This is a genomic window from Microcoleus sp. D2_18a_B4, from assembly GCF_036702475.1.
In the GTDB taxonomy this organism is placed as follows: Bacteria; Cyanobacteriota; Cyanobacteriia; order Cyanobacteriales; family Microcoleaceae; genus Microcoleus.
The window spans coordinates 40,072-59,647 of sequence record NZ_JAUBTL010000027.1; the positions used below are offsets into that span (position 1 = coordinate 40,072).

Below are 19,576 nucleotides of genomic sequence, written 5' to 3' on the forward strand. Positions count from 1 at the left end.
GGGAATTCATTCCCTGGCGGGCTGCCTGGTTAGCGAGAGGACTGTTTCATTCTCTTGTAGGGGCAATCCCCCCGTGGTTGCCCCGATGTCTTAAACCCCGACCTGCTCGTCTATGGGCTGGGCGGGCACGGCAGGGCGGTTTCATTCTCTTGTAGGGGCAATCCCCCCGTGGTTGCCCCGATGTCTGAAACCCCGACCCGCTCGTCTATGGGCTGGGCGGGCACGGGGAATAGGGGTCGCACCGCCCCTACAAAACCCTGGTTTTTCTGAGAATGAAACAGTTCTGGGGTGAGCGAGAGGACTGGCGGACTAAAAGCTTCAGTTGACACTAATAGTGCGCGCTGCACACCCTAAACATAGGGTGTTTCGCCCTCTAGGTTTGCGGGTAATAGTCTTGAATTGCTTTTACTTCCATTGGGTAGGATTTTAGCGATCGAATTCCCGCTGCTGTCGCTTTGGCACCGGCTATTGTAGTAATAATCGGGATTTTGTAAGTCAAAGCTGTGCGGCGGATAAAGATTCCGTCGGCGCGGGATTCTTCGCCGGAAGGCGTGGTGATAATTAGTTGAATTTTCTCATTCTTGATCGAATCCAACAAATTCGGCCGCCCTTCGTGCAGTTTCAATTCTAAATCTACCTGTAAACCTTGCTCTTGCAAAACTTTGCGTGTCCCGTGGGTTGCGACTACTCTGAAACCCAATTCTAAGAATTCCTTGACAACGGGTACAACTGCTAGTTTGTCCCGATCGCGCATCGAAACCAGCACAGTTCCAAACAGCGGCATCATTTGTCCAGCACCGAGTTGAGCTTTGGCAAATGCTTTGCCAAAATCGGTGTCAATTCCCATGACTTCGCCGGTCGATCGCATTTCTGGCCCTAACAAGGTATCAGCTCCCGGAAACTTAGCAAAGGGCAATACAGCTTCTTTTACCGAAACATGAGTGGGTATAATCTCTTCAGTAAAACCCAAAGCTTCTAGAGTTTTGCCCGACATGACTCGCGAGGCCATTTTTGCTAAGGGAACTCCGATCGCCTTGGAGACAAAAGGCACTGTTCGAGAAGCGCGCGGGTTAGCTTCCAAAATGAAAACTTCTTCCCCTTGAACGGCAAATTGAATATTCATCAACCCGATCACTTTCAGCGATTTTGCTAATTCTACAGTCCAGCGGCGGATTGTTGCCAAAGCTGCATCAGAAAGCGTTTGGTAAGGGATAGAACAAGCAGAGTCGCCGGAGTGGATTCCCGCTTCCTCGATGTGCTCCATAATACCGCCGATCGTCACATTGCCAGTAAGATCGGCGATCGCATCGACATCCACCTCGATCGCATTCTCCAAGAACTTATCAATTAAAATCGGATGCTCCGGTTCTACTAGCACGGCATAGGTCATGTAACGTTCCAATTCCGTATCGGAATAAACAATTTCCATTGCTCGCCCGCCTAACACGTAACTCGGTCGCACCACTACCGGATAACCGATGCGTTGAGCTACTATTAAAGCATCCTCAAAACTACGGGCTAAACCGTTAGCAGCTTGCTGAATATCCAATTTCCGCAGAATCTTTTCAAATCGCTCCCTGTCTTCAGCAGTATCAATGGAATCCGGCGAAGTTCCCCAGATTTTTGTTTGTACATCGGGGTGATTTTCGAGAGCTTTTTGTAAAGGCAGCGCTAATTTCAGCGGGGTTTGTCCGCCAAACTGAATAATTACTCCCTCTGGATTTTCGGCTTCGATGATGTTGAGAACATCTTCTTTTGTTAGCGGTTCAAAATACAGGCGATCGCTCGTATCGTAATCCGTCGAAACCGTTTCCGGGTTCGAGTTGACCATAATTGTCTCAAAGCCGTCTTCTCCTAGGGAATAGGAAGCGTGACAGCAGCAGTAATCAAACTCAATTCCCTGTCCGATCCGGTTCGGCCCGCCACCTAAAATCATCACTTTTCGTTTGGTAGAAGGCAAAACTTCCGACTCCGGCGCGAGACTGTGGCCCACAGGCGAAACTTTCTTTTCTTCATCGCCCAATTCCCAAATTGCCGCTCCCGCTTCGTAGGTGGAATAATAATACGGTGTAAACGCTTCAAATTCAGCGGCACAGGTATCGACGGTTTTGTAAATCGGAATTACGCCTAACTGTTTGCGGTAAGCGCGGACTTGATCTTCCGATGTTTTGGTGGCGTAAGCAATTTGGCGATCGCTAAAACCCAACTGCTTTACTTCAAACATTGTCTCTTTTGTCAACTGTTCCAACCGCGTTCGTTTCAAGAACTTCTCAGTTTCCAGCAATTCCTGCATTTTATCCAAAAACCAAGGATCGATTGCTGTGAACTCGAAGATATCTTCCACCGACATTCCCATCATCATCGCGTGGCGAACTGTAAAAATGCGATCGGGATTTGGCGTCCGCAATCCGGCGCGAATTTGTTCCAAACTCGGCAACTTTTCCGGTTTGTCGCACCCGTAACCCGCGCGGCCTGTTTCCAATCCCCGCAGCGCTTTTTGGAAGGATTCGTTGAAGCTGCGCCCGATCGCCATTACCTCCCCAACTGACTTCATTTGCGTTGTCAGAGTCGGTTCGGAACCGGGGAACTTTTCAAAGGCAAATCGGGGAATCTTCGTCACCACGTAGTCAATTGTCGGCTCAAAAGACGCCGGAGTTTTCTTGGTGATATCGTTGGAAATTTCGTCTAGGCTGTAACCTACCGCTAATTTTGCCGCCATTTTTGCAATAGGGAAACCAGTTGCTTTCGAGGCCAAGGCGGAGGAACGGGAAACCCGAGGGTTCATTTCAATAACGATGAAATCTCCGTTGACTGGATTGACGGCAAATTGAATATTGGAACCGCCGGTTTCAACTCCGATTTCGCGAATAATTTTCACCGAAGCATCCCGCAGGCGCTGATATTCTTTGTCTGTGAGAGTTTGCGCCGGGGCGACGGTGATAGAATCGCCGGTGTGGACGCCCATCGGGTCGAGATTCTCGATCGAACAAATAATCACCACATTATCTGCCAAATCTCGCATTACTTCGAGTTCGTACTCTTTCCAACCAATCAAAGATTGTTCGATCAAAATTTGCGATACTGGACTGGCATCAATCCCGCCTTGTGCCATTTCTTCAAATTCTTCTTGATTGTAAGAAATGCCGCCTCCCGTGCCGCCCATTGTAAAAGCAGGACGAATAATTAACGGATAACTGCCGATTTGGTGACCAATTGCTTTGGCTTCGTCGAGAGTGTTGGCAATTCCCGAAGGGCAAACGGCGACCCCAATTCGGGCCATCGCTTCCTTAAATAATAGCCGATCTTCTGCCATTTCAATTGCGGGCAACTTAGCACCAATCAACTCGACGTTGTATTTTTCTAAAACGCCATTTTTAGCGACTGCCACTGCTAAATTTAGCGCCGTTTGACCGCCCATAGTCGGTAAAACTGCTTGAGGTCTTTCTTTAGCGATGATTTGTTCGAGGATGGCCGGCGTTAGAGGTTCGATGTAAATGCGATCGGCAGTTTCCGGATCGGTCATAATCGTTGCCGGGTTGGAATTCACCAACACTACTTCAAAACCTTCTTCTCGCAAAGCTTTGCAAGCTTGTGTTCCTGAATAGTCAAATTCGCACGCTTGACCGATAACAATTGGGCCGGAACCAATAAGAAGAATCTTTTTTAAGTCTTGACGACGGGGCATAGGTTCGTAATTAGTAATTGGACAAGGTGGAGGATTAATTTGATATTTTGCATCAGTCTTAGAAACAGGCTTTCTAAGCTGTTCCCCCCAAAGCTTACTCAAAATAGTGCAAGTTTTGTTGTTAATTTGAAATTGTGCACCATTATCAGCCTTTTGGAAGCAGAACCTCCCAACTCCGGCCCACAGACACCCCCAGCTAACCAGAAATATTGATGAGAAAAGGGTGCAGTCGATCGGTAAATCAAGACTATTTTAAGTGTTGCGGTCAAATCGTGTTCTAAAATACACAATCCCTGTATTCCGCCTGATTAATCATTGTAGAGACTTGGGCCAAGGCGTGTCCTGACTGTGGGGAACGGATAAAATTAACGGGGATGGATGATGAAATTTCCCGTAGCACGGGCGAGGGCGGGACGCCATCGCCCTCGGAGGATGTGACAATCACAGATCCAGCCATGTAGCCACGGCGATGGAGGACACGGCAATGCCGTGTCCAAAGCGTGTCAACTTAAGCCCATCGTCCGCCAGTCCTGCGACCCGCCCGTCAGTCCGCCAGGGAATAAATTCCCTGTCTAATAGCTAAAGTCCTCTCAAGAGGACTAATGAGTTTAAAAGTCTTCTTCTGAGTCCTCATCGCGAGGAGTTGAGTTTTGAGGCAGGGGTTTCAAGCCCTGTCGGACTGCGGGTTTAACGTGTTTGTTGACACGAGGAAAGGCACGGTGTCGTGTCCCTACCGTATTTCATCCTATTTTTAGGCTTTGCGCGATCGGCGAATGAGTACGCTTATAACTTGTCCCGGCTGTGCGCCTCGCTGCGGCGGGCTCCAATCCCCGACTTGGGCAAATCCCAGTCGGTACAAGGTGTGGATGGTGTCTAACACGGCGGCGCGGGAACCGACAACCGTTATCCGCACGACTTCCTGTTCCGATACTGCTGAGCCGTCATTTGGACGATCGGAAAAGTTATCGTCAGGCACGAATTCCTGTGACATAATATGGTCTCCTGGTTTTTGGTTTTTTCTAGGAAAACCCAAAAACCCAGCCGCCCCGCACGTTAACACAGAGCAGGGCGGCTACAGAGAGTGTTAGAATTCTCCATTAGCCTCCAGACTGGTTAGCTCAGTTTGGCGGTTAGCTGTCTATTGCTGTTGGCGCAGCAATGGGCAGTGCAACTAGATTTTTGAGCGACGCGGGCTGCTTCCTCCTTGAGGAAAGCAGCCTTATTTTCACAGCGTAGCCGCAGATGGGGGCCGCCGTCAATCGATTTTAGATTTTAGATTTTAGATTTTAGATTGAGATTTTCCTGCAACAACTCAATCGATTTTAGATTTTAGATTTTAGATTGAGATTTTCCTGCAACAACTCTCTGGTCTCTCCCACCCTCCCCTTCTCCCCAGGGCTGTTTCATTCTCAAGAAAACGATGATTTTGACTCTTGTAGTGCTACCCCTACTCCCCGTGCCTACCCTCCCCATCCACGATTTGCTCGTGTTTCAGAGATTGGGGCAGCCACGGGGGGCTGCCCCTACAAGAGAATGAAACAGCCCTGCCCGTCTCCCCTTCTCCCCCTCTCCCCCTCTCCCCCTCTCCCGTCTCCCCCTCCCTCAACCCAACCTACTAGATGAGGGAATGCGCCGAGGAAGATGTAAAATATGGAATCGTTCCAAAAGCTTAAAATCAAAAATCAAAAATAAAGATATGCCTAGAACACAAGTGCGAATATTCCTTGCACCTGCTGCTTGAGGGCAAACACATCAATTTTAGATTTTAGATTTTAGATTTTAGATTGTCCTCCAAAAACTCTCCCCATCTGCTATGCCTAGAACACCCAGCGAATATTCCGTGCACCTGCTGCTTGAAGGCGGCCATCGCGAAGAAGTACGTTTCGCAACGCTGCAAGATTTTCAAAAGTGGTACAGCAGTACGCTGGTGCCGAAACAAGATTCAAGAGAATTTCTTAATGTCCCGATTAAAAATATTCAAGGCGAATACATGGTAGTTCGGCCTACCAGCGTTCTCGCAATTCGCGTAGAACCGATATTTACTTCTAGCGTCGAACGATTCGATGAATAAGGAAAATAATCAATTCAGTAGGGAAGATTGGAAATTGAGCAAGATTTTTCGCTATCAGCTATTAGCCATTGCCTGTTGCGTTTTGGCGATCGCTTTTTCGGTGCCCGCCGTTGCAGTTCCATCGCTGCAACCAATGAGTGTAAATCAATTACAAGCGAGTGAGTTGGAGTCGATCGCCTTTGACGCTCAAATCTGGGGCGAAAATGGCAAACCGGGCGATAAAGAATTGCTGTTAAAGTCGATCGACCACAGCCTCCGCTATCTCAATACATCGGCCGCCGCCACTGCTTACAGCCGCTATCCAGTAGCAGGAGTTACGCGCGATCGAGTCCGCCGTTCCCTCGATCGATTCCGCCAATTAGTTGTCAGTTCCACAACCCCAGCACAACTTCAGGAATCTGTCAAGCGCGAGTTTGTATTTTACAAATCCACGGGCAAAGATGGCAAGGGAACAGTCGCATTTACAGGTTATTTCGAGCCGACTTACGCAGCATCTCGCACGCCGAATTCCGAATACCGTTATCCCCTGTACCGGATGCCGCCAAACATGGCATCTTGGCCGAAACCTCACCCGACAAGATTGCAATTAGAAGGCGCAGATGCTTTGCAGGCAAGTAAAGGATTGCTGCGAGGATTAGAATTAGTTTGGTTGCGCGATCGATTCCAAGCATTTCTCGTGCACGTCCAAGGTTCTGCGAGATTGCAACTAACAGATGGTAGCGAGATGACCGTCGGTTTTGCAGGCAAAACCAGTCACAGTTATACAGGAGTCGGGCGAGAATTAGTTAAAGACGGAAAGTTTACTTTAGAAGAGTTAACTTTGCCGAAACTAAGGGAATATTTTACCAACTTTCCCGCAGATATGAACAAATATTTGCCGAAAAATGAAAGCTTTGTATTCTTCCGGGATAGTAATGGAGCTCCAGCCACAGGAAGCATTGGAGTGCCAGTAACTGCCGAAAGGTCGATCGCCACCGACAAAGCTTTAATGCCACCCGGTGCACTAGCATTAATTAGTACAAAACTCCCTTATCCGAATGCGGCGGGACAACTCGAACAAAATGCCGTGAATCGGTACGTTTTGGATCAGGATACTGGCGGCGCAATCAAAGGCGCGGGGAGAGTTGATGTATTTATGGGAACGGGGGATTTAGCGGGCGATAGGGCCGGTTATATCAACTCAACTGGAGAACTGTATTATCCGCTTTTAAAGTAGATTAATTCTACTTCACGTGATTGTTAGTTGTGCGTCGCAATCCCGGACACGGCACTGCCGTGTCCCTACAGACATCGCCGACAATCTCGATGTAATCCTACTTTTGATAATTGCTATAAAATAGAAAATACCCCACTCCTCCCAACCCCACAAATGCTAAACAAAATTCTGCAATTCTTCAAACGACTAATTCAGCGGCTGTTCGGAACCCCAACCAAACCCTCCCCGCCTTCGGAAAATACCGCCATCCGCCCAACATTAACTGACGCGGAATACGAATCGAAATTCATGGAAATTCTAGAAGGGGTGAATGCTGGCTGGAGTCGAGGGGATGTAGCGGGATTCTTAATCGCAAAACGCCTTAAAGATGGTGAAGTGGCTGCTTGGCTGCGACGGTTTGGGCAAAGATTGTTAGAGGGGGAAAACCTGCAGGGCGGGCACGGGGGCACCGCCCCTACGGATGCGGTGGCATCGCTTCAGGAATTAGCGCAGCGGCTGGTATTGTTAGGTAGAATTGGCAGTGGGGAATTGTCAGAGGTGGCGCGGCAAATTGGGCGGGAGATATTGACACGGTTTCCGCTGCCGGAGGTTGAGGAAGAGGAGACAAAGGGGAGGGTGATTGAGGCGGTGTTTGTTGGGGATGGTTTGGGTTTTTCTGGGGAAGTGAACCGCAGAGGCGCTGAGGCTGCGGAGGCAGAATCGGAAGTTAATGTAGAGGCGAAAGCGTGGTGCGAGAGAGGGAATGAGCAGTATAATTTAGGAAGATTTGAAGAGGCGATCGCATCTTATACCCAGGCAATTGCTCTCCAACCAGATTATCACGATGCTTTGCACAACCGAGAGGTAGCGCAACGTAAGTTAGGCGAAATTAAATAGGCGAACTCGCTTGTCTCCCTAATTTTTGCTAGGTATTGCGATCTGTATGATACTATTGAGAATTAAGCGCAGTTTTCGTCGCTAATTATTATACACTAAAATAGGACTTTTAGGACTTCAGTCCTCACTAAACACTGAATTTGTAAGGTGCCAAGGCGGATAACACAAAATATTTATCCTATTAGGATTAATCGCAAATTCTTCCATCCCAAACCCAAATTGAATGACACAAGTAATCGGCATTGACTTAGGCGGAACCGCAATTAAACTCGGCAGATTTAGCGAAGACGGCATTTGTCACCAATCCTTAACTGTCCCCACCCCTCAACCCGCAACGCCAGAAGCCGTTTTAGCTACAATGACCGATGCTATTTTACAACTTAATCCGGTCGAAAATGGTGTAAGTGCGATCGGCATCGGTACTCCAGGCCCCGCAGACGCCGCCGGCCGCATAGCGAGAGTAGCAATTAACCTCAAAAACTGGCATAACGTCCCCCTAGCTGACTGGTTGGAAGCTAAAACCGGACTGCCGACAATATTAGCAAATGATGCCAACTGTGCCGGATTGGGAGAAGCTTGGTTGGGCGCAGGAAGGCAATTTAAAGACCTAATTTTAATAACTTTAGGTACAGGAGTCGGCGGCGCAGTTATCCTAGACGGCAAACTATTTGTAGGTCATCAAGGCGCGGCCGGAGAACTAGGATTGATTACTATAAATCCCGACGGCCCGGAGTGCAACAGCGGCAATCGCGGTTCTTTAGAACAGTACGTTTCGGTGCAAGCAATTCGCCGAGAAACGGGTTTGGAACCGCTAGAATTAGCAAATCTAGCTAAGTCGGCAGATGCCAAAGCTTTAGAATTCTGGCAAAATTACGGGCGCTATCTGGGTATCGGTTTGGCAAGTCTCATTTATATCTTGACGCCGGAAGCTATTATTATCGGCGGTGGAATTAGTGCAGGTGCAGAATTTTTCTTGCCGAAGGTTCGAGAAGAAATTGAGCAACGTGTACTGCCGAGTTCTCGCGAAGATTTGCAGTTATTGGTTGCTGAATTGGGCAATCAAGCAGGCATGGTAGGGGCAGCCAAATTAGCTTGGCAGCTTGTTCAATAGTTAAAATTTAAAAAAACAGCGCATTTTACTGCGCTTTTTTACTAAAATTAGAGTGCAACCTAAGCACTTTAGCTAAAAAAAAATAGAAGGAAGGTGAGGAGTTACTAAACATAGTCTCCTTCATTGTTCATGCTTCTAAACTAATGACTAATGACTAATGACTAATGACTAATGACTAATGACTCATGACTAATGACTAATGACTAATGACTACTGACTACTGACTACTGACTACTGACTAATGACTTCTTCATGGCAGAGATTGTCCAGTCGTATTTTTAATGTATTCCTGAATTTCTTGATAAGTTTCCGGGTTGCTTTGGCGCAGGATAATAATATTAGTTGCGCTGTCAGGCAGGCAAAAGCTTAGCCGACCGTTCTGTTCGCAAGCAAAAGAGCTAATTCGACTCATATCGATCGCAAATTCTTTGCGGTCATAATTAATTTTAATCCACGAACCTCTAGAATTGCGATCGATGGTTTTTTTTAGGTAATCGAGAACTTGCTTGTAAGCCTCAGAATTGCCTTGGGGATTGAGGATAATCGGCTGACTGCTATTAGGCAGCCAAAAGGTGATACGCTTGTTATCCAGTTCGCTAGAAAAAGCACTTATAGTGTCAAGGTCAATTATGTATGTACTTTTCTCATAAGTAATTTTGCTCCAATAAGCCACAAAGCCTCCTCAAACCGGTGTTTCCTGGTATTTTAGGATAATTTGACAACTCATACCATTTTAGATTTTAGATTGTAGATTTTAGATTGGGCATGACTGATGACTATCTGGGTTGGGAAGTTGCCTAAAGTTGCATTTTTTGGGGAAACTGGTATCACCCTGGAAATCCGTAAAAAGTTAAGTAAAAATATATCAGCATTTTTACCTTCTGTCTTCTGCCTTCTCCCTTGTGGTACTAGCCCCCCAGCCCTAGCATAGGGTTGGGGGGGAGGTTTTTCACTCGTTGAGAATGCTGCCCGATATCTAGTCCGGTAAGTGCGACCCCTATCAAATCCTATTGGTCTGTTGGGTGGGTTTTGTAATGTCGATAGTCGGGGCGATTTGAATATTGTCTACTCGGAACCGCCCCTACAGACATCTAATATATCAGAACTAATCGATCGCACATGATATGAGATCAGTTTGCGACAACTTTCCCAGCCACCAAGTCGCGACCCTCATCTTCTAAAACATCCTGCTTTCCCTGGATGCTAGCGGCCTGGATAAACCCTTGAAACAATGGGTGGGGGGCGCTAGGTCGAGATTGGAATTCGGGGTGAAATTGGCAGGCTATGAAAAAGGGATGGTTGGGAAATTCGATCATTTCTACCAATCGGCCGTCTGGAGATGTACCGGAGACTGCATAACCTGATTCTAAGAAAAGATTGCGGTAGGCGTTGTTAAATTCGTACCGATGGCGGTGCCGCTCGTAAATCACTTCTTTCTGATAAAGTTTGAAAGCTAGCGTGTCTGGGTTGACACGGCACGGATACAAACCCAGTCGCATTGTACCGCCCAAATCGACTACATCTTGCTGTTCTGGCAATAAATTAATTACCGGATTTGCTGTATCTGGGTTAAATTCAGCGCTGTTGGCATCCTGTAGTTGGGCGATGTTGCGCGCCCATTCAATCACAGCACACTGCATCCCCAAACACAATCCCAAAAATGGAATTTTGTGGTGTTTAGCATATTCGATCGCCGCTATTTTGCCGTCAACTCCCCGAACCCCAAAACCTCCCGGTACAACAATGCCGTTGATACCTTTGAGATAATTATCGAGGTTTCCCGATTCTAAATCTTCTGAGTTAATCCAGTGTAAATTCAGGTCGCAGCCGATCGCAATTGCCGCGTGCCGCAAAGCTTCGACCACCGAAAGATAAGCATCGTTCAACCGCACGTATTTGCCAACTAAAGCAATATCAATTTTGTGATTGGGACTGTAAAGCCTGTTGACTAAAGTTTGCCACTGATGCAAATCTGGCTGGCGATGTTCGAGTTGCAGCAAATTGAGGGTTTGTTGGGCCAAACCTTCCTGTTCCATCATCAGCGGCACTTCGTAGATACTTTTAGCATCTTGAGCGGTGATGACACATTCTTCGGGGACGTTGCAGAATTCCGACAATTTCTGTTTCATGCCCAAAGACAGCGGGCGATCGCACCGACAGACTAAAATATCTGGTTGAATGCCGATCGATCGCAATTCCTTCACCGAATGCTGAGTCGGTTTAGTTTTCATCTCCCCAGCCGAAGGAATCCAAGGTATCAGCGTGACGTGCATATACACAACATTTTGCCGGCCGACATCCTTGCGAAACTGGCGAATTGCCTCCAAAAACGGCAAAGATTCAATATCTCCCACCGTTCCGCCAATTTCCGTAATCACCACATCGGGATTAGTATTTTTTGCTACCCGGTGAATTCGCTCTTTAATCTCGTTAGTGATGTGCGGAATCACCTGCACCGTGCTCCCCTGATACTCACCGCGGCGTTCTTTGTTGATCACCGCTTGATAAATGGAACCCGTGGTGACGCTATTGAGGCGAGACATGGAAGTATCGGTAAAACGCTCGTAGTGCCCCAAATCCAGGTCAGTTTCCGCACCGTCTTGCGTGACAAAGACTTCTCCGTGCTGAAACGGGCTCAGAGTGCCGGGGTCAACGTTAATATAGGGGTCTAGCTTCAAAATCGAGACAGAATAGTCCCGCGACTTTAATAGGCGGCCCAAGGAAGCACCGACAATTCCCTTGCCGATGCTGGAAACCACGCCGCCAGTCACAAACACAAATTTGCTCATAGGATTTTCGACTTTAGATGCTTCAATGTCAGGTCAGACTCAAATGTGACATAGGTAATCCATAAGGGCAACCACGGGGGATTGCCCCTACACCCATTTGACCAAATTATTGACGATTGTTATGTGCTTGCAACCAAGTTGTCAAATCTGACAAGGTGGCAAAGTCTAATACAGCCTCTCCTAAACTCTCTAATTCCTCAACGGATAACTGACTTATACAGGCTTGGATCTCCGGCGACAGTGCGCCTACACTACGTTCCAACTGGCGAGTAATTAATCGCAAATTCCCTTGTTTGATACCTTGCTCGATACCTTGTTCGATACCTTGCTCGATACCTTCTGCAAGGGCTATTTTGGTAGCTAGACTAATGGAGCCACGCTGGTCTTGAATGAAGATTTCTCGCTTCTCTAAATCATCTAGTTCCTGAGCATTTAGATTCGCTCTATTGGCAATTTTAAAAGCCTGTTTCAGTTCCTGTACATTTTCCAATTCTTCTGGAACAGACTGTAAAGCTTGAGCTGTTTTCATGAAGTATATCCACTTATCGGTCAAGGTTTCTAATTCATCTAGTCCCTTGTTGAATTTTGGTAACTCCACAAATACCAGCTCAAATTGATCCGCTAGATAATCTACTAAAAATGTCTTTTCTTTGAAGATGAAGTGCGAAATCACTGTGTCCATATTCTCAAACATTTTAAAATCTGTAATTGTCAGAGCAATCACAGGGTTTAAATTGCTGTAGCCACTTCCTGTGCTTAGCTGCATTGAATAAGTTTTAGTTGCATTATACAAAACCCGCTGCTGAAAGTATTCTACATTCAAAACCTGCATTTCAATAATCACAGTTTTGTCACCAGTAATCTTGGCTTTAACATCCAAGTAAGTATCTTTGATGCCTTTAATGTTTGGAGCTAAATAGGGGTCGATAATTTCTAAATCTTCGATAACGGGCTGTGCTTCGTAGAGGAGAGCATTTAAGAAACTAATCAAAATGTCTTTACTGTCATCCGAGCCGAATATTTTTTTAAAGGCAAAGTCGGTTTTGGGGTTGATAAAATTCATGGTAATTACAATTTATTAGGGTTTCAGGGGTTTCGGTTAGAGCTATTTAACTGTCGTCTAACTTAATTATACAATCTTGCAGGTTGGGCTCGATCGCCCGTTGGTGAAGCCCTCGAAGAGGATCGACCAAACCTGCTCGTTTGTGCAGCCCGTTTCTTCATTTTTCCCAAAAAGCTAACTCAGGAACGTTTTGCAAAGGGTAAAGTCATGGTAAACAAAGCACCTCAAGTCTGCTAAAAACAACAGCTATGAAGTTTGTCTGCGTTCTATCCCCTCAACGGTTGCTTTCTGCTGGTATCGCATTGCTCGCTGCGATAGAGTGTGGCGCGTGGCTTGCTCCCCATGCAGCGCGGGCAAAAGATCCTGGGGAAAATTATTCGTCTGTGTCGCCGAAAATCCTCGCTAGTAACGATGTTAATTGCAATGGCGGACGATCGCCCGAAACTCGATGTCCTGTCGGCGGTTTGTTCGTCAAAACTCCCAATACGACCTCAGAACAAGTCTTTCCTCTCAAGCAGACGGAAGTTAAAGCCAAAATAGCTGGCAATATCTCCCGCGTCGAAGTTGTTCAGAAGTTTGAAAATCCTTTTCCCGAATCTATAGAAGCTGTTTATGTATTTCCTTTGCCCGATGAAGCGGCGGTGGATGATATGGAAATTAAAATAGGCGATCGAATTATTAAAGCTGATATCAAACGCCGCGAGGAAGCTTTGGAAATGTACGAACAAGCCAGAAAGCAAGGCCGGAGTGCAGGTTTGTTGGAACAAGAACGCGATAATATTTTTACTCAGTCTCTGGCTAATATCAAACCGGGAGAAAAAATTGAAGTTACGATTCGCTACACCGAAAGTCTCAAGTTTGTCGGCGGCGATTACGAATTTGTGTTTCCAATGGTGGTAGGGCCGCGCTATATTTCGAGAAATTCGACCCCCCCCAACTTAGTAAGGGGGGGCGATCGTTCTGGTGCCGATCGCATTAACCCGCCTGTTTTGCCTCCGGGAGCGCGATCGGGTCACAATATTGCTGTTTCGGTAGAAATAGATGCCGGAGTTGCGATCGGCGATGTCCGCTCTACTTCCCATCAAATTACAACTGACCGCAGGGGAAATATTGTGCAAGTACAATTAGCCAATTCTGACACAATTCCCAATAAAGATTTAATTTTGCGCTATCGAGTGGCGGGCGAAAATACGCGCTCAACTGTCTTGACTCAATCCGACCAGCGGGGCGGTCATTTTGCTACTTATTTGATTCCGGCATTAAACTACCAAACTAATGAAATTGTACCTAAAGATGTCGTGTTTCTGATGGATACTTCCGGTTCTCAAAAGGGCGAACCACTAGCAAAATCTAAGGAGTTGATGCGCCGCTTCATCCAAGGACTGAATCCCAACGATACTTTTACTATTATTGATTTTGCCAACACTACGCAAGCGCTTTCAACTACTCCTTTAGCGAATACGGCAGAAAATCGACAAAGCGCAATTAATTATATCGAAAAGTTGCAGGCTAACGGAGGAAGTGAACTGCTTAACGGGATTCAAGCAGTGATGAATTTTCCGGCGGCGGCTACGGGAAGGCTGCGGAGTATTGTATTAATTACGGATGGTTACATTGGTAATGAAAATGAAGTGCTGGCTCTGGTTCAGCAGAGTCTGAAACCAGGAAATCGACTTTATAGTTTTGGTGTCGGCGGTTCGGTGAATCGGTTTTTGCTCAACCGTTTGGCGGAAGTGGGAAGAGGCACGTCTCAAGTAATTCGTCAAGATGAACCGTCAGCAGAAGCAGCAGAAAAGTTTTTTAGTCAAATTAATCGTCCGGTATTGACTAATATTCAAATTAGTTGGGAAGGAATGGGGGAAAAACCGGAGATTTATCCGATCGCACCGCCAGACTTGTTTGCGAGTCAGCCACTGGTTTTGTTTGGCAAAAAGACCGATCGAGCCCCCGGCCAACTTCGCATCCGCGGCACTCTTGCCGGCGGCAAAGCTTACGAGCAAGTTTTACCGGTTAATTTTGCTCAATCCGGCGGGCGGCAGCGGGAGTCTACTTCAGTCGCCGCAACCGCTACGGATTTTGGCAATCCGGCGGTAGCTCAACTTTGGGGGCGATCGCGCATTAAAGATTTAATGAATCAAATGTTTGGTGGCGAGACTAAATCTCTAGTGGAAGCTGTGACTAATACTGCTCTGACTTATCGCTTGCTGTCGGAATACACGGCTTTTGTGGCTGTGAGCGAAGAAGTGCGAGTCGAAGCAGATGGAACTCGTCGTCGAGTGCAAGTGCCTGTAGAATTGCCGCAGGGTGTCAACTATGAGGGTATTTTCCAGTCGGAGGGGGCAGAGCCAACTAGAGGCGGCACTCGCAGCGTTACCTCGACTCCCCGCCCGGCACCGGTGAGTCCAGCTCCTGCTATGGCGCCGCCGCGAGATTACGGTGAGTTGCAACCATCGCAGCCAAAGGCTTCTCGCCTGCAAGTAGTTAGCGTCGAAGGGTTGGATGCAGGGGCGATCGCGGATTTGACTCAATACCTGCAATCTGTTAATCTCCCGGCGGGGGTTAGCGGTGAAACGGTATGGAAGTTATTGGTACAAGACGGCCGCGTTGCCCGATTGGCGATCGACACTAAAACCTCGACGCTGCAAGCAACAGACGCCGTAGAGGCTCTCAAGAGGGCCTTGAGTTCCTGGCAACCTCCCGCAGGATTCAAGGGCACGCTGCGCCTGAAGTTGCGAATAATATCATTTCCGGTTACACCGGAATGATGTTGACGGTTGACGGTTCACTGTTGACAGTGAACAGTCAACAGTGAACAGTGAACTGGAATTTACTATTCCGATGCTAACGGATTTGATATAACGGTCGATCGTTAAGCAATGACTATCTATGTCAAGAAACATTAATTTTTAATTCAAAAATACCGAAAGCGGGATCGCTACCGCGTGGAAGATATAAAATCTTTATTAAGAGATTGCCTTAAAACAGAAAGTGATGTTATTGGGATTTATACCGTTTGAGGCAAACGCTGGAACAGTCTAATTTCTGAAACAGTCTAATTTCTGAAACAACCTTAAGATTAGAGATTTCTCGATCGAAACCCCCCCAATCATAGAAGGTATCACGCCCTATGGAAGTTAGCGAACTGCTCAACAATTACGAAAAAGGAGAAAGAGACTTTACTGGAGCCGACCTCAGCGGGAAAGACCTCAGCGGAGCAATCTTAATCGGAGTCAACCTTTCGCGAGCTAATCTTTCCGGGGCGAACCTCAGTAGGGCGTTTCTCACCAAAGCAACACTCAAAGGTGCACTGCTGCACAGAACAAATCTGAGTTTTGCCAAAATGGGTGAAACCCAACTCTCAGGTGCAGATTTGACAAAAGCTAATTTGAGTGGAGCTTTTTTGGTAAAAGCAAAAATGCCGAGAGCAAAGTTAAGCGGCGCAACTTTAACTGGCGCAAACCTGCGGGGTGCTGTGTTGTGGAATGCGAATTTGTGCAGCGCCGACTTGCAATTAGTTAACTTGCTGGGCGCTAATCTGACTGCAGCTAATTTTAAGTGGGCCAACCTTTACGGTGCAAGGCTCAATAGTGCAAAACTTTTTGGAGCTCAATTAACAGGAGTCAGTTTGCGGCGAGCGCAGTTGGCGGGGGTGAATCTCTGCGGTGCAGATTTAAGCGGTGTTAACGTGAGTGAAGCTAAACTAATGGGAGCTAATTTGGAAGGCTCGAATTTGGCGGGGGCGAATTTCAGCGCGGCTCAGTTGCGGGGGGTGAAGTTGGCGGGTGCAAACTTAACCGGGGCTAAGTTGAGGGGAAGTTGTTTGAGAGGGGCAAATCTGAATTGGGCAAAGCTGTGTCAAGCAGATTTGATGGCTGCAGATTTGAGCGAGGCGACGTTAATAGGAGCTAATTTAGATAATGCTTTGTTGGCGGGAGCTATTTTGCCGGAATCTACTAGGCGCTATTTTTCATTAGCTGGGGCTGGCAGAGTCAATTCTTGGGAAGTTAATGAGATTAACGGTTGATTGTTGATTGTTGACTGTTCACAGTTCACTGTTCACTGATGACTATGACAATTAATTTTGGGGTGGTTCTGGTAACTGCGGCATCGGAGGCGGAGGCGGAGAATCTCGCGAAATCTCTAGTTGAACACAAGCTGGCTGCTTGTGTGAGTTTGTCGCCAATTCGCTCTATTTATACTTGGCAAGGCGAGATTCATGCCGAGTCAGAGTGGCAGTTGCTGATTAAAACTGATTTGGCTAAATTTGAGGCTTTAAAAACAAAAGTTCAGGAACTCCATTCCTATGAAGTTCCCGAAATTATTGCTATTCCTATTATCGCTGGCAGCGATGCTTATCTGAATTGGCTGGGACAATCTTTAAGTTTGTAGTCAAGACTTTAGTCCTAAATTATCCAATGAAGAGGGAGTGAAGTCCCTACTACAAATGGTCAGAAACCTAGGAATTATGACTGGTAGGGCCAATGACGCCGATTTTGTGGCGAAAACTTAGTTCGCCGCCGAACCAGCCTGTAATGCCCAGCAAGGCTGCCACGACGATCGATATTGCTAAACCTGTATATACGATCGGCTCAGCCGGATTTCCTTGTCGCAACACCAGGTTAATCAGGGTAAGTACCATAACCGCCACATTGCCGCCCATGTGCAACCAACCGGCACTGCGATCGCGCACTCTTTTAACTTTGAAAAAATCTAAAAAGCCTGTGATTGCGGCCAAAATCCCCGCAGCAAAACCGACACCCATCAGCCAAACCGAAGCTCTCGCCCAAAACGGATCGCTTGTCAGCCAATAACCGATGTCCGTGCCCGCTGCTCCTACTAAAAAGGCTACCGGAAAGATGACGATGATGGGGTGGATGGGATGGCCTGCAATTGAAAGCGTACTCGTAATGCCGGCGTCGCGGTACTCTGCGTCGTCACTTTCGAGAATCGGCGGAAGATTGGGATAGGGCGTACTATTTCTGGGATTTGTTTCCATGATTTCTCTGATAACTTTTGTACAACAAAGCCGTTTTTATTGGATTGAACTTAATCCCAAACCCGTTCGCCATTTTCGTCAACGCGGGCCTGCCGAATTACGTCGGAAATTTCCTCGGCGTCTTTGACGTGGTGCAAAGCTTTCTTTTCCCCATCCGGTTCTTCGACGATCACATAAGTTGGAACTGTAACAACATCTCCCGTGATATCGGGCACGTGGTCTACCGCCAGTTGCTGCGCTTTTTCTTCAATGGTTTGCGGTTTGTCGGAAATACGATCGCCCGGATTGACCGTGCGCTCCATATCTTTGCCTGGTTTGTCGATACTCATAAAAACCTCTCTGGTATTTCTAATTTTTTGCTGACTCTAATTCCTACTATTGAACGAAAAATATCTCTACCTAAACATCTCCCGACGGGTGGAAGTTTCAGTTAGGGCGATCGCAGGCAGCCTCTTCCTGTAGGTAGAGGTTTTTCGAGTGGTGCCGAAAAAACGTAAGCTAAAATCTAAGCATGATATTTTCCTTCCCTTTGAGTTCCCCATGAAAAGTTACGATTGGATTGTTGTCGGCGGTGGCATTACGGGTGCGGCACTGAGTTACGAACTGGCAAAAAAAGGTTTTGCTGTGCTGCTTTTGGAACGAGATGCTACCATGCAAAATGCTACTCGTTTTAGTTATGGCGGCTTGGCTTATTGGTCGGGAACGACTGATTTAACTCGGCAATTGTGTCGGGAAGGTATCGAACGCCACCGCAATTTATCAGCGGAATTAGCTGGTGATACTGAGTTTCGCGAGTTGGATTTGTTGCTGACAATTGATGCGGGTTCCGATGCCGAAAAAGTGGCGGCTAATTACGCGCAATTTGCGATCGTTCCGCAGCTTTTGAGTGTTGCAGAATCTGGCGATTTGGAACCTTTGCTGAATAAAAGTGCGATCGCCGGAGCTCTGACTGTGCGTCACGGTCACATTTCGCCGACTGCCACAAATAAAGCTTATTGTCAAGGGTTTCTGCGGTTGGGAGGAACTATAGAATTTGCTGAAGTAATTGGGTTTATAGAAGAGGGAAATCGGATTTCGGGAGTCAAGACGGTACAGGAAAGTTATGCCGGCGAAAATACGGTTATTTGTGCTGGAGGTTGGAGTCGGAGTTTACTGAAAGCCGCTGGTGTTTCTGTGGGAGTTTATTTTACTCGCACGGAGATTTTGGAAACTGCACCTGTGGATTTGAAACTCAGGACTTTGGTGATGCCGGCGGTATTAAAACGTTTTGAATTGGAAGCAGAATCGAGTAGAAATGAGGTGGATTTTCTTTGGGATGAACCTGGTAAAGAGTTGCTGTCGCCGATTTTAGATTCGGGTGCCATTCAGTTTAATGATGGCAGTTTGCGGATCGGGCAATTGTCTCGCACTTTGAGCGATTTGAATGCTAAAGTCGATCGCGAAACCAGCGAAACGGCAATTCGTACAGGAATCGGCAATGTTTTGCCTGATTTGGCAGGTTTATCGGCAACTTGGCACGAGTGTAGTGTGGCATTCAGCGCTGATAATTTGCCTGTAGTGGGGCCGATTGCCGATCGCCCTGGATTGCACGTTTTTTCGGGTCTCAGCAATCCTTTGACTATTGTACCTGCTTTGGCTGAGCGATTTGCTAATGTGGCGGGGGGAGAAGAAGATAGGGCGATCGAGCTTTTGTCTCCCGATCGATTTGCTTAAAAATGATATCATGTCCGGCCTGATTGAGACTTGTATGAATTTTGTAGGGGCGGGTT

At 47.1% G+C, this 19,576-nt stretch carries 15 protein-coding genes; 8 read left to right on the forward strand and 7 right to left on the reverse strand.

Translation table 11 applies throughout. From position 1 onward, the window contains the following. Positions 1–373 precede the first annotated feature (373 nt). The gene (gene carB, locus QUB04_RS16950) at positions 374–3,685 is read right to left on the reverse strand and encodes a carbamoyl-phosphate synthase large subunit (protein ID WP_333286100.1); all 3,312 of its coding nucleotides are present in this window, start codon (positions 3,683–3,685) and stop codon (positions 374–376) included. 751 nt (positions 3,686–4,436) lie between these two features. Further along, complete coding sequence (locus QUB04_RS16955; RefSeq protein ID WP_333286044.1) at positions 4,437–4,676, reverse strand: hypothetical protein; 240 nt, start codon at positions 4,674–4,676, stop codon at positions 4,437–4,439. Positions 4,677–5,498: 822 nt separating this feature from the next. Between QUB04_RS16955 and QUB04_RS16960 the strand changes: the two genes are divergently transcribed. The 4 genes from QUB04_RS16960 (at position 5,499) to QUB04_RS16975 (ending at position 8,959) form a co-directional block, all read left to right on the forward strand. Then, on the forward strand, positions 5,499–5,756 hold the full coding sequence (locus tag QUB04_RS16960; RefSeq protein WP_333040861.1) for a hypothetical protein: 258 nt from the start codon (positions 5,499–5,501) through the stop codon (positions 5,754–5,756). Next, on the forward strand, positions 5,749–6,972 hold the full coding sequence (locus tag QUB04_RS16965; RefSeq protein ID WP_333286046.1) for a murein transglycosylase A: 1,224 nt from the start codon (positions 5,749–5,751) through the stop codon (positions 6,970–6,972). The genes QUB04_RS16960 and QUB04_RS16965 overlap by 8 nt, the downstream gene beginning before the upstream one ends. Before the next feature lie 153 nt (positions 6,973–7,125). Next, positions 7,126–7,848, forward strand: coding sequence for a tetratricopeptide repeat protein (locus QUB04_RS16970; RefSeq protein WP_333286048.1), 723 nt, complete (start codon positions 7,126–7,128; stop codon positions 7,846–7,848). 223 nt (positions 7,849–8,071) lie between these two features. Continuing rightward, positions 8,072–8,959, forward strand: coding sequence for an ROK family protein (locus QUB04_RS16975; RefSeq protein WP_333286050.1), 888 nt, complete (start codon positions 8,072–8,074; stop codon positions 8,957–8,959). Positions 8,960–9,209: 250 nt separating this feature from the next. Here QUB04_RS16975 and QUB04_RS16980 read toward each other — a convergent pair whose 3' ends face one another. The 3 genes from QUB04_RS16980 to QUB04_RS16990 form a co-directional block, all read right to left on the reverse strand. Next, positions 9,210–9,632: a hypothetical protein gene (locus tag QUB04_RS16980; RefSeq protein WP_333104639.1), complete on the reverse strand. Its 423-nt coding sequence runs from the start codon at positions 9,630–9,632 to the stop codon at positions 9,210–9,212. 457 nt (positions 9,633–10,089) lie between these two features. Continuing rightward, entirely contained in the window at positions 10,090–11,748 is a 1,659-nt protein-coding gene (locus QUB04_RS16985) for a CTP synthase (protein WP_333143212.1), read from the reverse strand. A gap of 106 nt (positions 11,749–11,854) precedes the next feature. Then, positions 11,855–12,811 carry an Rpn family recombination-promoting nuclease/putative transposase gene (locus QUB04_RS16990; RefSeq protein WP_333143213.1) on the reverse strand — a complete coding sequence of 319 codons (957 nt, stop codon included), beginning with the start codon at positions 12,809–12,811 and terminating at the stop codon, positions 11,855–11,857. A 248-nt stretch (positions 12,812–13,059) separates the two neighbouring features. On the opposite strand from QUB04_RS16990, the gene QUB04_RS16995 reads away from it, so the two are divergent. The 3 genes from QUB04_RS16995 (at position 13,060) to cutA (ending at position 17,200) form a co-directional block, all read left to right on the forward strand. After that, positions 13,060–15,576 (forward strand): VIT domain-containing protein, encoded by a 2,517-nt coding sequence (locus QUB04_RS16995; RefSeq protein WP_333286052.1) that lies wholly within the window; start codon positions 13,060–13,062, stop codon positions 15,574–15,576. Between the two features lie 362 nt (positions 15,577–15,938). After that, positions 15,939–16,835, forward strand: coding sequence for a pentapeptide repeat-containing protein (locus QUB04_RS17000; RefSeq protein ID WP_333143215.1), 897 nt, complete (start codon positions 15,939–15,941; stop codon positions 16,833–16,835). A 44-nt stretch (positions 16,836–16,879) separates the two neighbouring features. Further along, positions 16,880–17,200 (forward strand): divalent-cation tolerance protein CutA, encoded by a 321-nt coding sequence (cutA, locus tag QUB04_RS17005; protein WP_333286054.1) that lies wholly within the window; start codon positions 16,880–16,882, stop codon positions 17,198–17,200. A gap of 67 nt (positions 17,201–17,267) precedes the next feature. Here cutA and QUB04_RS17010 read toward each other — a convergent pair whose 3' ends face one another. Together QUB04_RS17010 and QUB04_RS17015 are read right to left on the reverse strand one after the other, a co-directional pair. Beyond that, positions 17,268–17,807 carry a DUF2231 domain-containing protein gene (locus QUB04_RS17010; RefSeq protein ID WP_333286056.1) on the reverse strand — a complete coding sequence of 180 codons (540 nt, stop codon included), beginning with the start codon at positions 17,805–17,807 and terminating at the stop codon, positions 17,268–17,270. A gap of 50 nt (positions 17,808–17,857) precedes the next feature. Continuing rightward, positions 17,858–18,136, reverse strand: coding sequence for a hypothetical protein (locus tag QUB04_RS17015; protein WP_333286058.1), 279 nt, complete (start codon positions 18,134–18,136; stop codon positions 17,858–17,860). Positions 18,137–18,347: 211 nt separating this feature from the next. On the opposite strand from QUB04_RS17015, the gene QUB04_RS17020 reads away from it, so the two are divergent. After that, positions 18,348–19,520 (forward strand): FAD-binding oxidoreductase, encoded by a 1,173-nt coding sequence (locus tag QUB04_RS17020; RefSeq protein ID WP_333286060.1) that lies wholly within the window; start codon positions 18,348–18,350, stop codon positions 19,518–19,520. The last annotated feature ends 56 nt before the right edge of the window (positions 19,521–19,576 follow it).

Bases quoted from the DNA above. Each gene is read 5' to 3' on its own strand.
- QUB04_RS17020 (WP_333286060.1), top strand. From the start codon at position 18,348: ATGAAAAGTTACGATTGGATTGTTGTCGGCGGTGGCATTACGGGTGCG.
- QUB04_RS16995 (WP_333286052.1), top strand. From the start codon at position 13,060: ATGAAGTTTGTCTGCGTTCTATCCCCTCAACGGTTGCTTTCTGCTGGT.
- QUB04_RS16985 (WP_333143212.1), bottom strand. From the start codon at position 11,748: ATGAGCAAATTTGTGTTTGTGACTGGCGGCGTGGTTTCCAGCATCGGC.
- QUB04_RS16975 (WP_333286050.1), top strand. From the start codon at position 8,072: ATGACACAAGTAATCGGCATTGACTTAGGCGGAACCGCAATTAAACTC.
- QUB04_RS16965 (WP_333286046.1), top strand. From the start codon at position 5,749: ATGAATAAGGAAAATAATCAATTCAGTAGGGAAGATTGGAAATTGAGC.
- QUB04_RS16990 (WP_333143213.1), bottom strand. From the start codon at position 12,811: ATGAATTTTATCAACCCCAAAACCGACTTTGCCTTTAAAAAAATATTC.
- QUB04_RS16970 (WP_333286048.1), top strand. From the start codon at position 7,126: ATGCTAAACAAAATTCTGCAATTCTTCAAACGACTAATTCAGCGGCTG.
- QUB04_RS17000 (WP_333143215.1), top strand. From the start codon at position 15,939: ATGGAAGTTAGCGAACTGCTCAACAATTACGAAAAAGGAGAAAGAGAC.
- QUB04_RS17015 (WP_333286058.1), bottom strand. From the start codon at position 18,136: ATGAGTATCGACAAACCAGGCAAAGATATGGAGCGCACGGTCAATCCG.
- QUB04_RS16960 (WP_333040861.1), top strand. From the start codon at position 5,499: ATGCCTAGAACACCCAGCGAATATTCCGTGCACCTGCTGCTTGAAGGC.
- cutA (WP_333286054.1), top strand. From the start codon at position 16,880: ATGACAATTAATTTTGGGGTGGTTCTGGTAACTGCGGCATCGGAGGCG.
- carB (WP_333286100.1), bottom strand. From the start codon at position 3,685: ATGCCCCGTCGTCAAGACTTAAAAAAGATTCTTCTTATTGGTTCCGGC.
- QUB04_RS17010 (WP_333286056.1), bottom strand. From the start codon at position 17,807: ATGGAAACAAATCCCAGAAATAGTACGCCCTATCCCAATCTTCCGCCG.
- QUB04_RS16955 (WP_333286044.1), bottom strand. From the start codon at position 4,676: ATGTCACAGGAATTCGTGCCTGACGATAACTTTTCCGATCGTCCAAAT.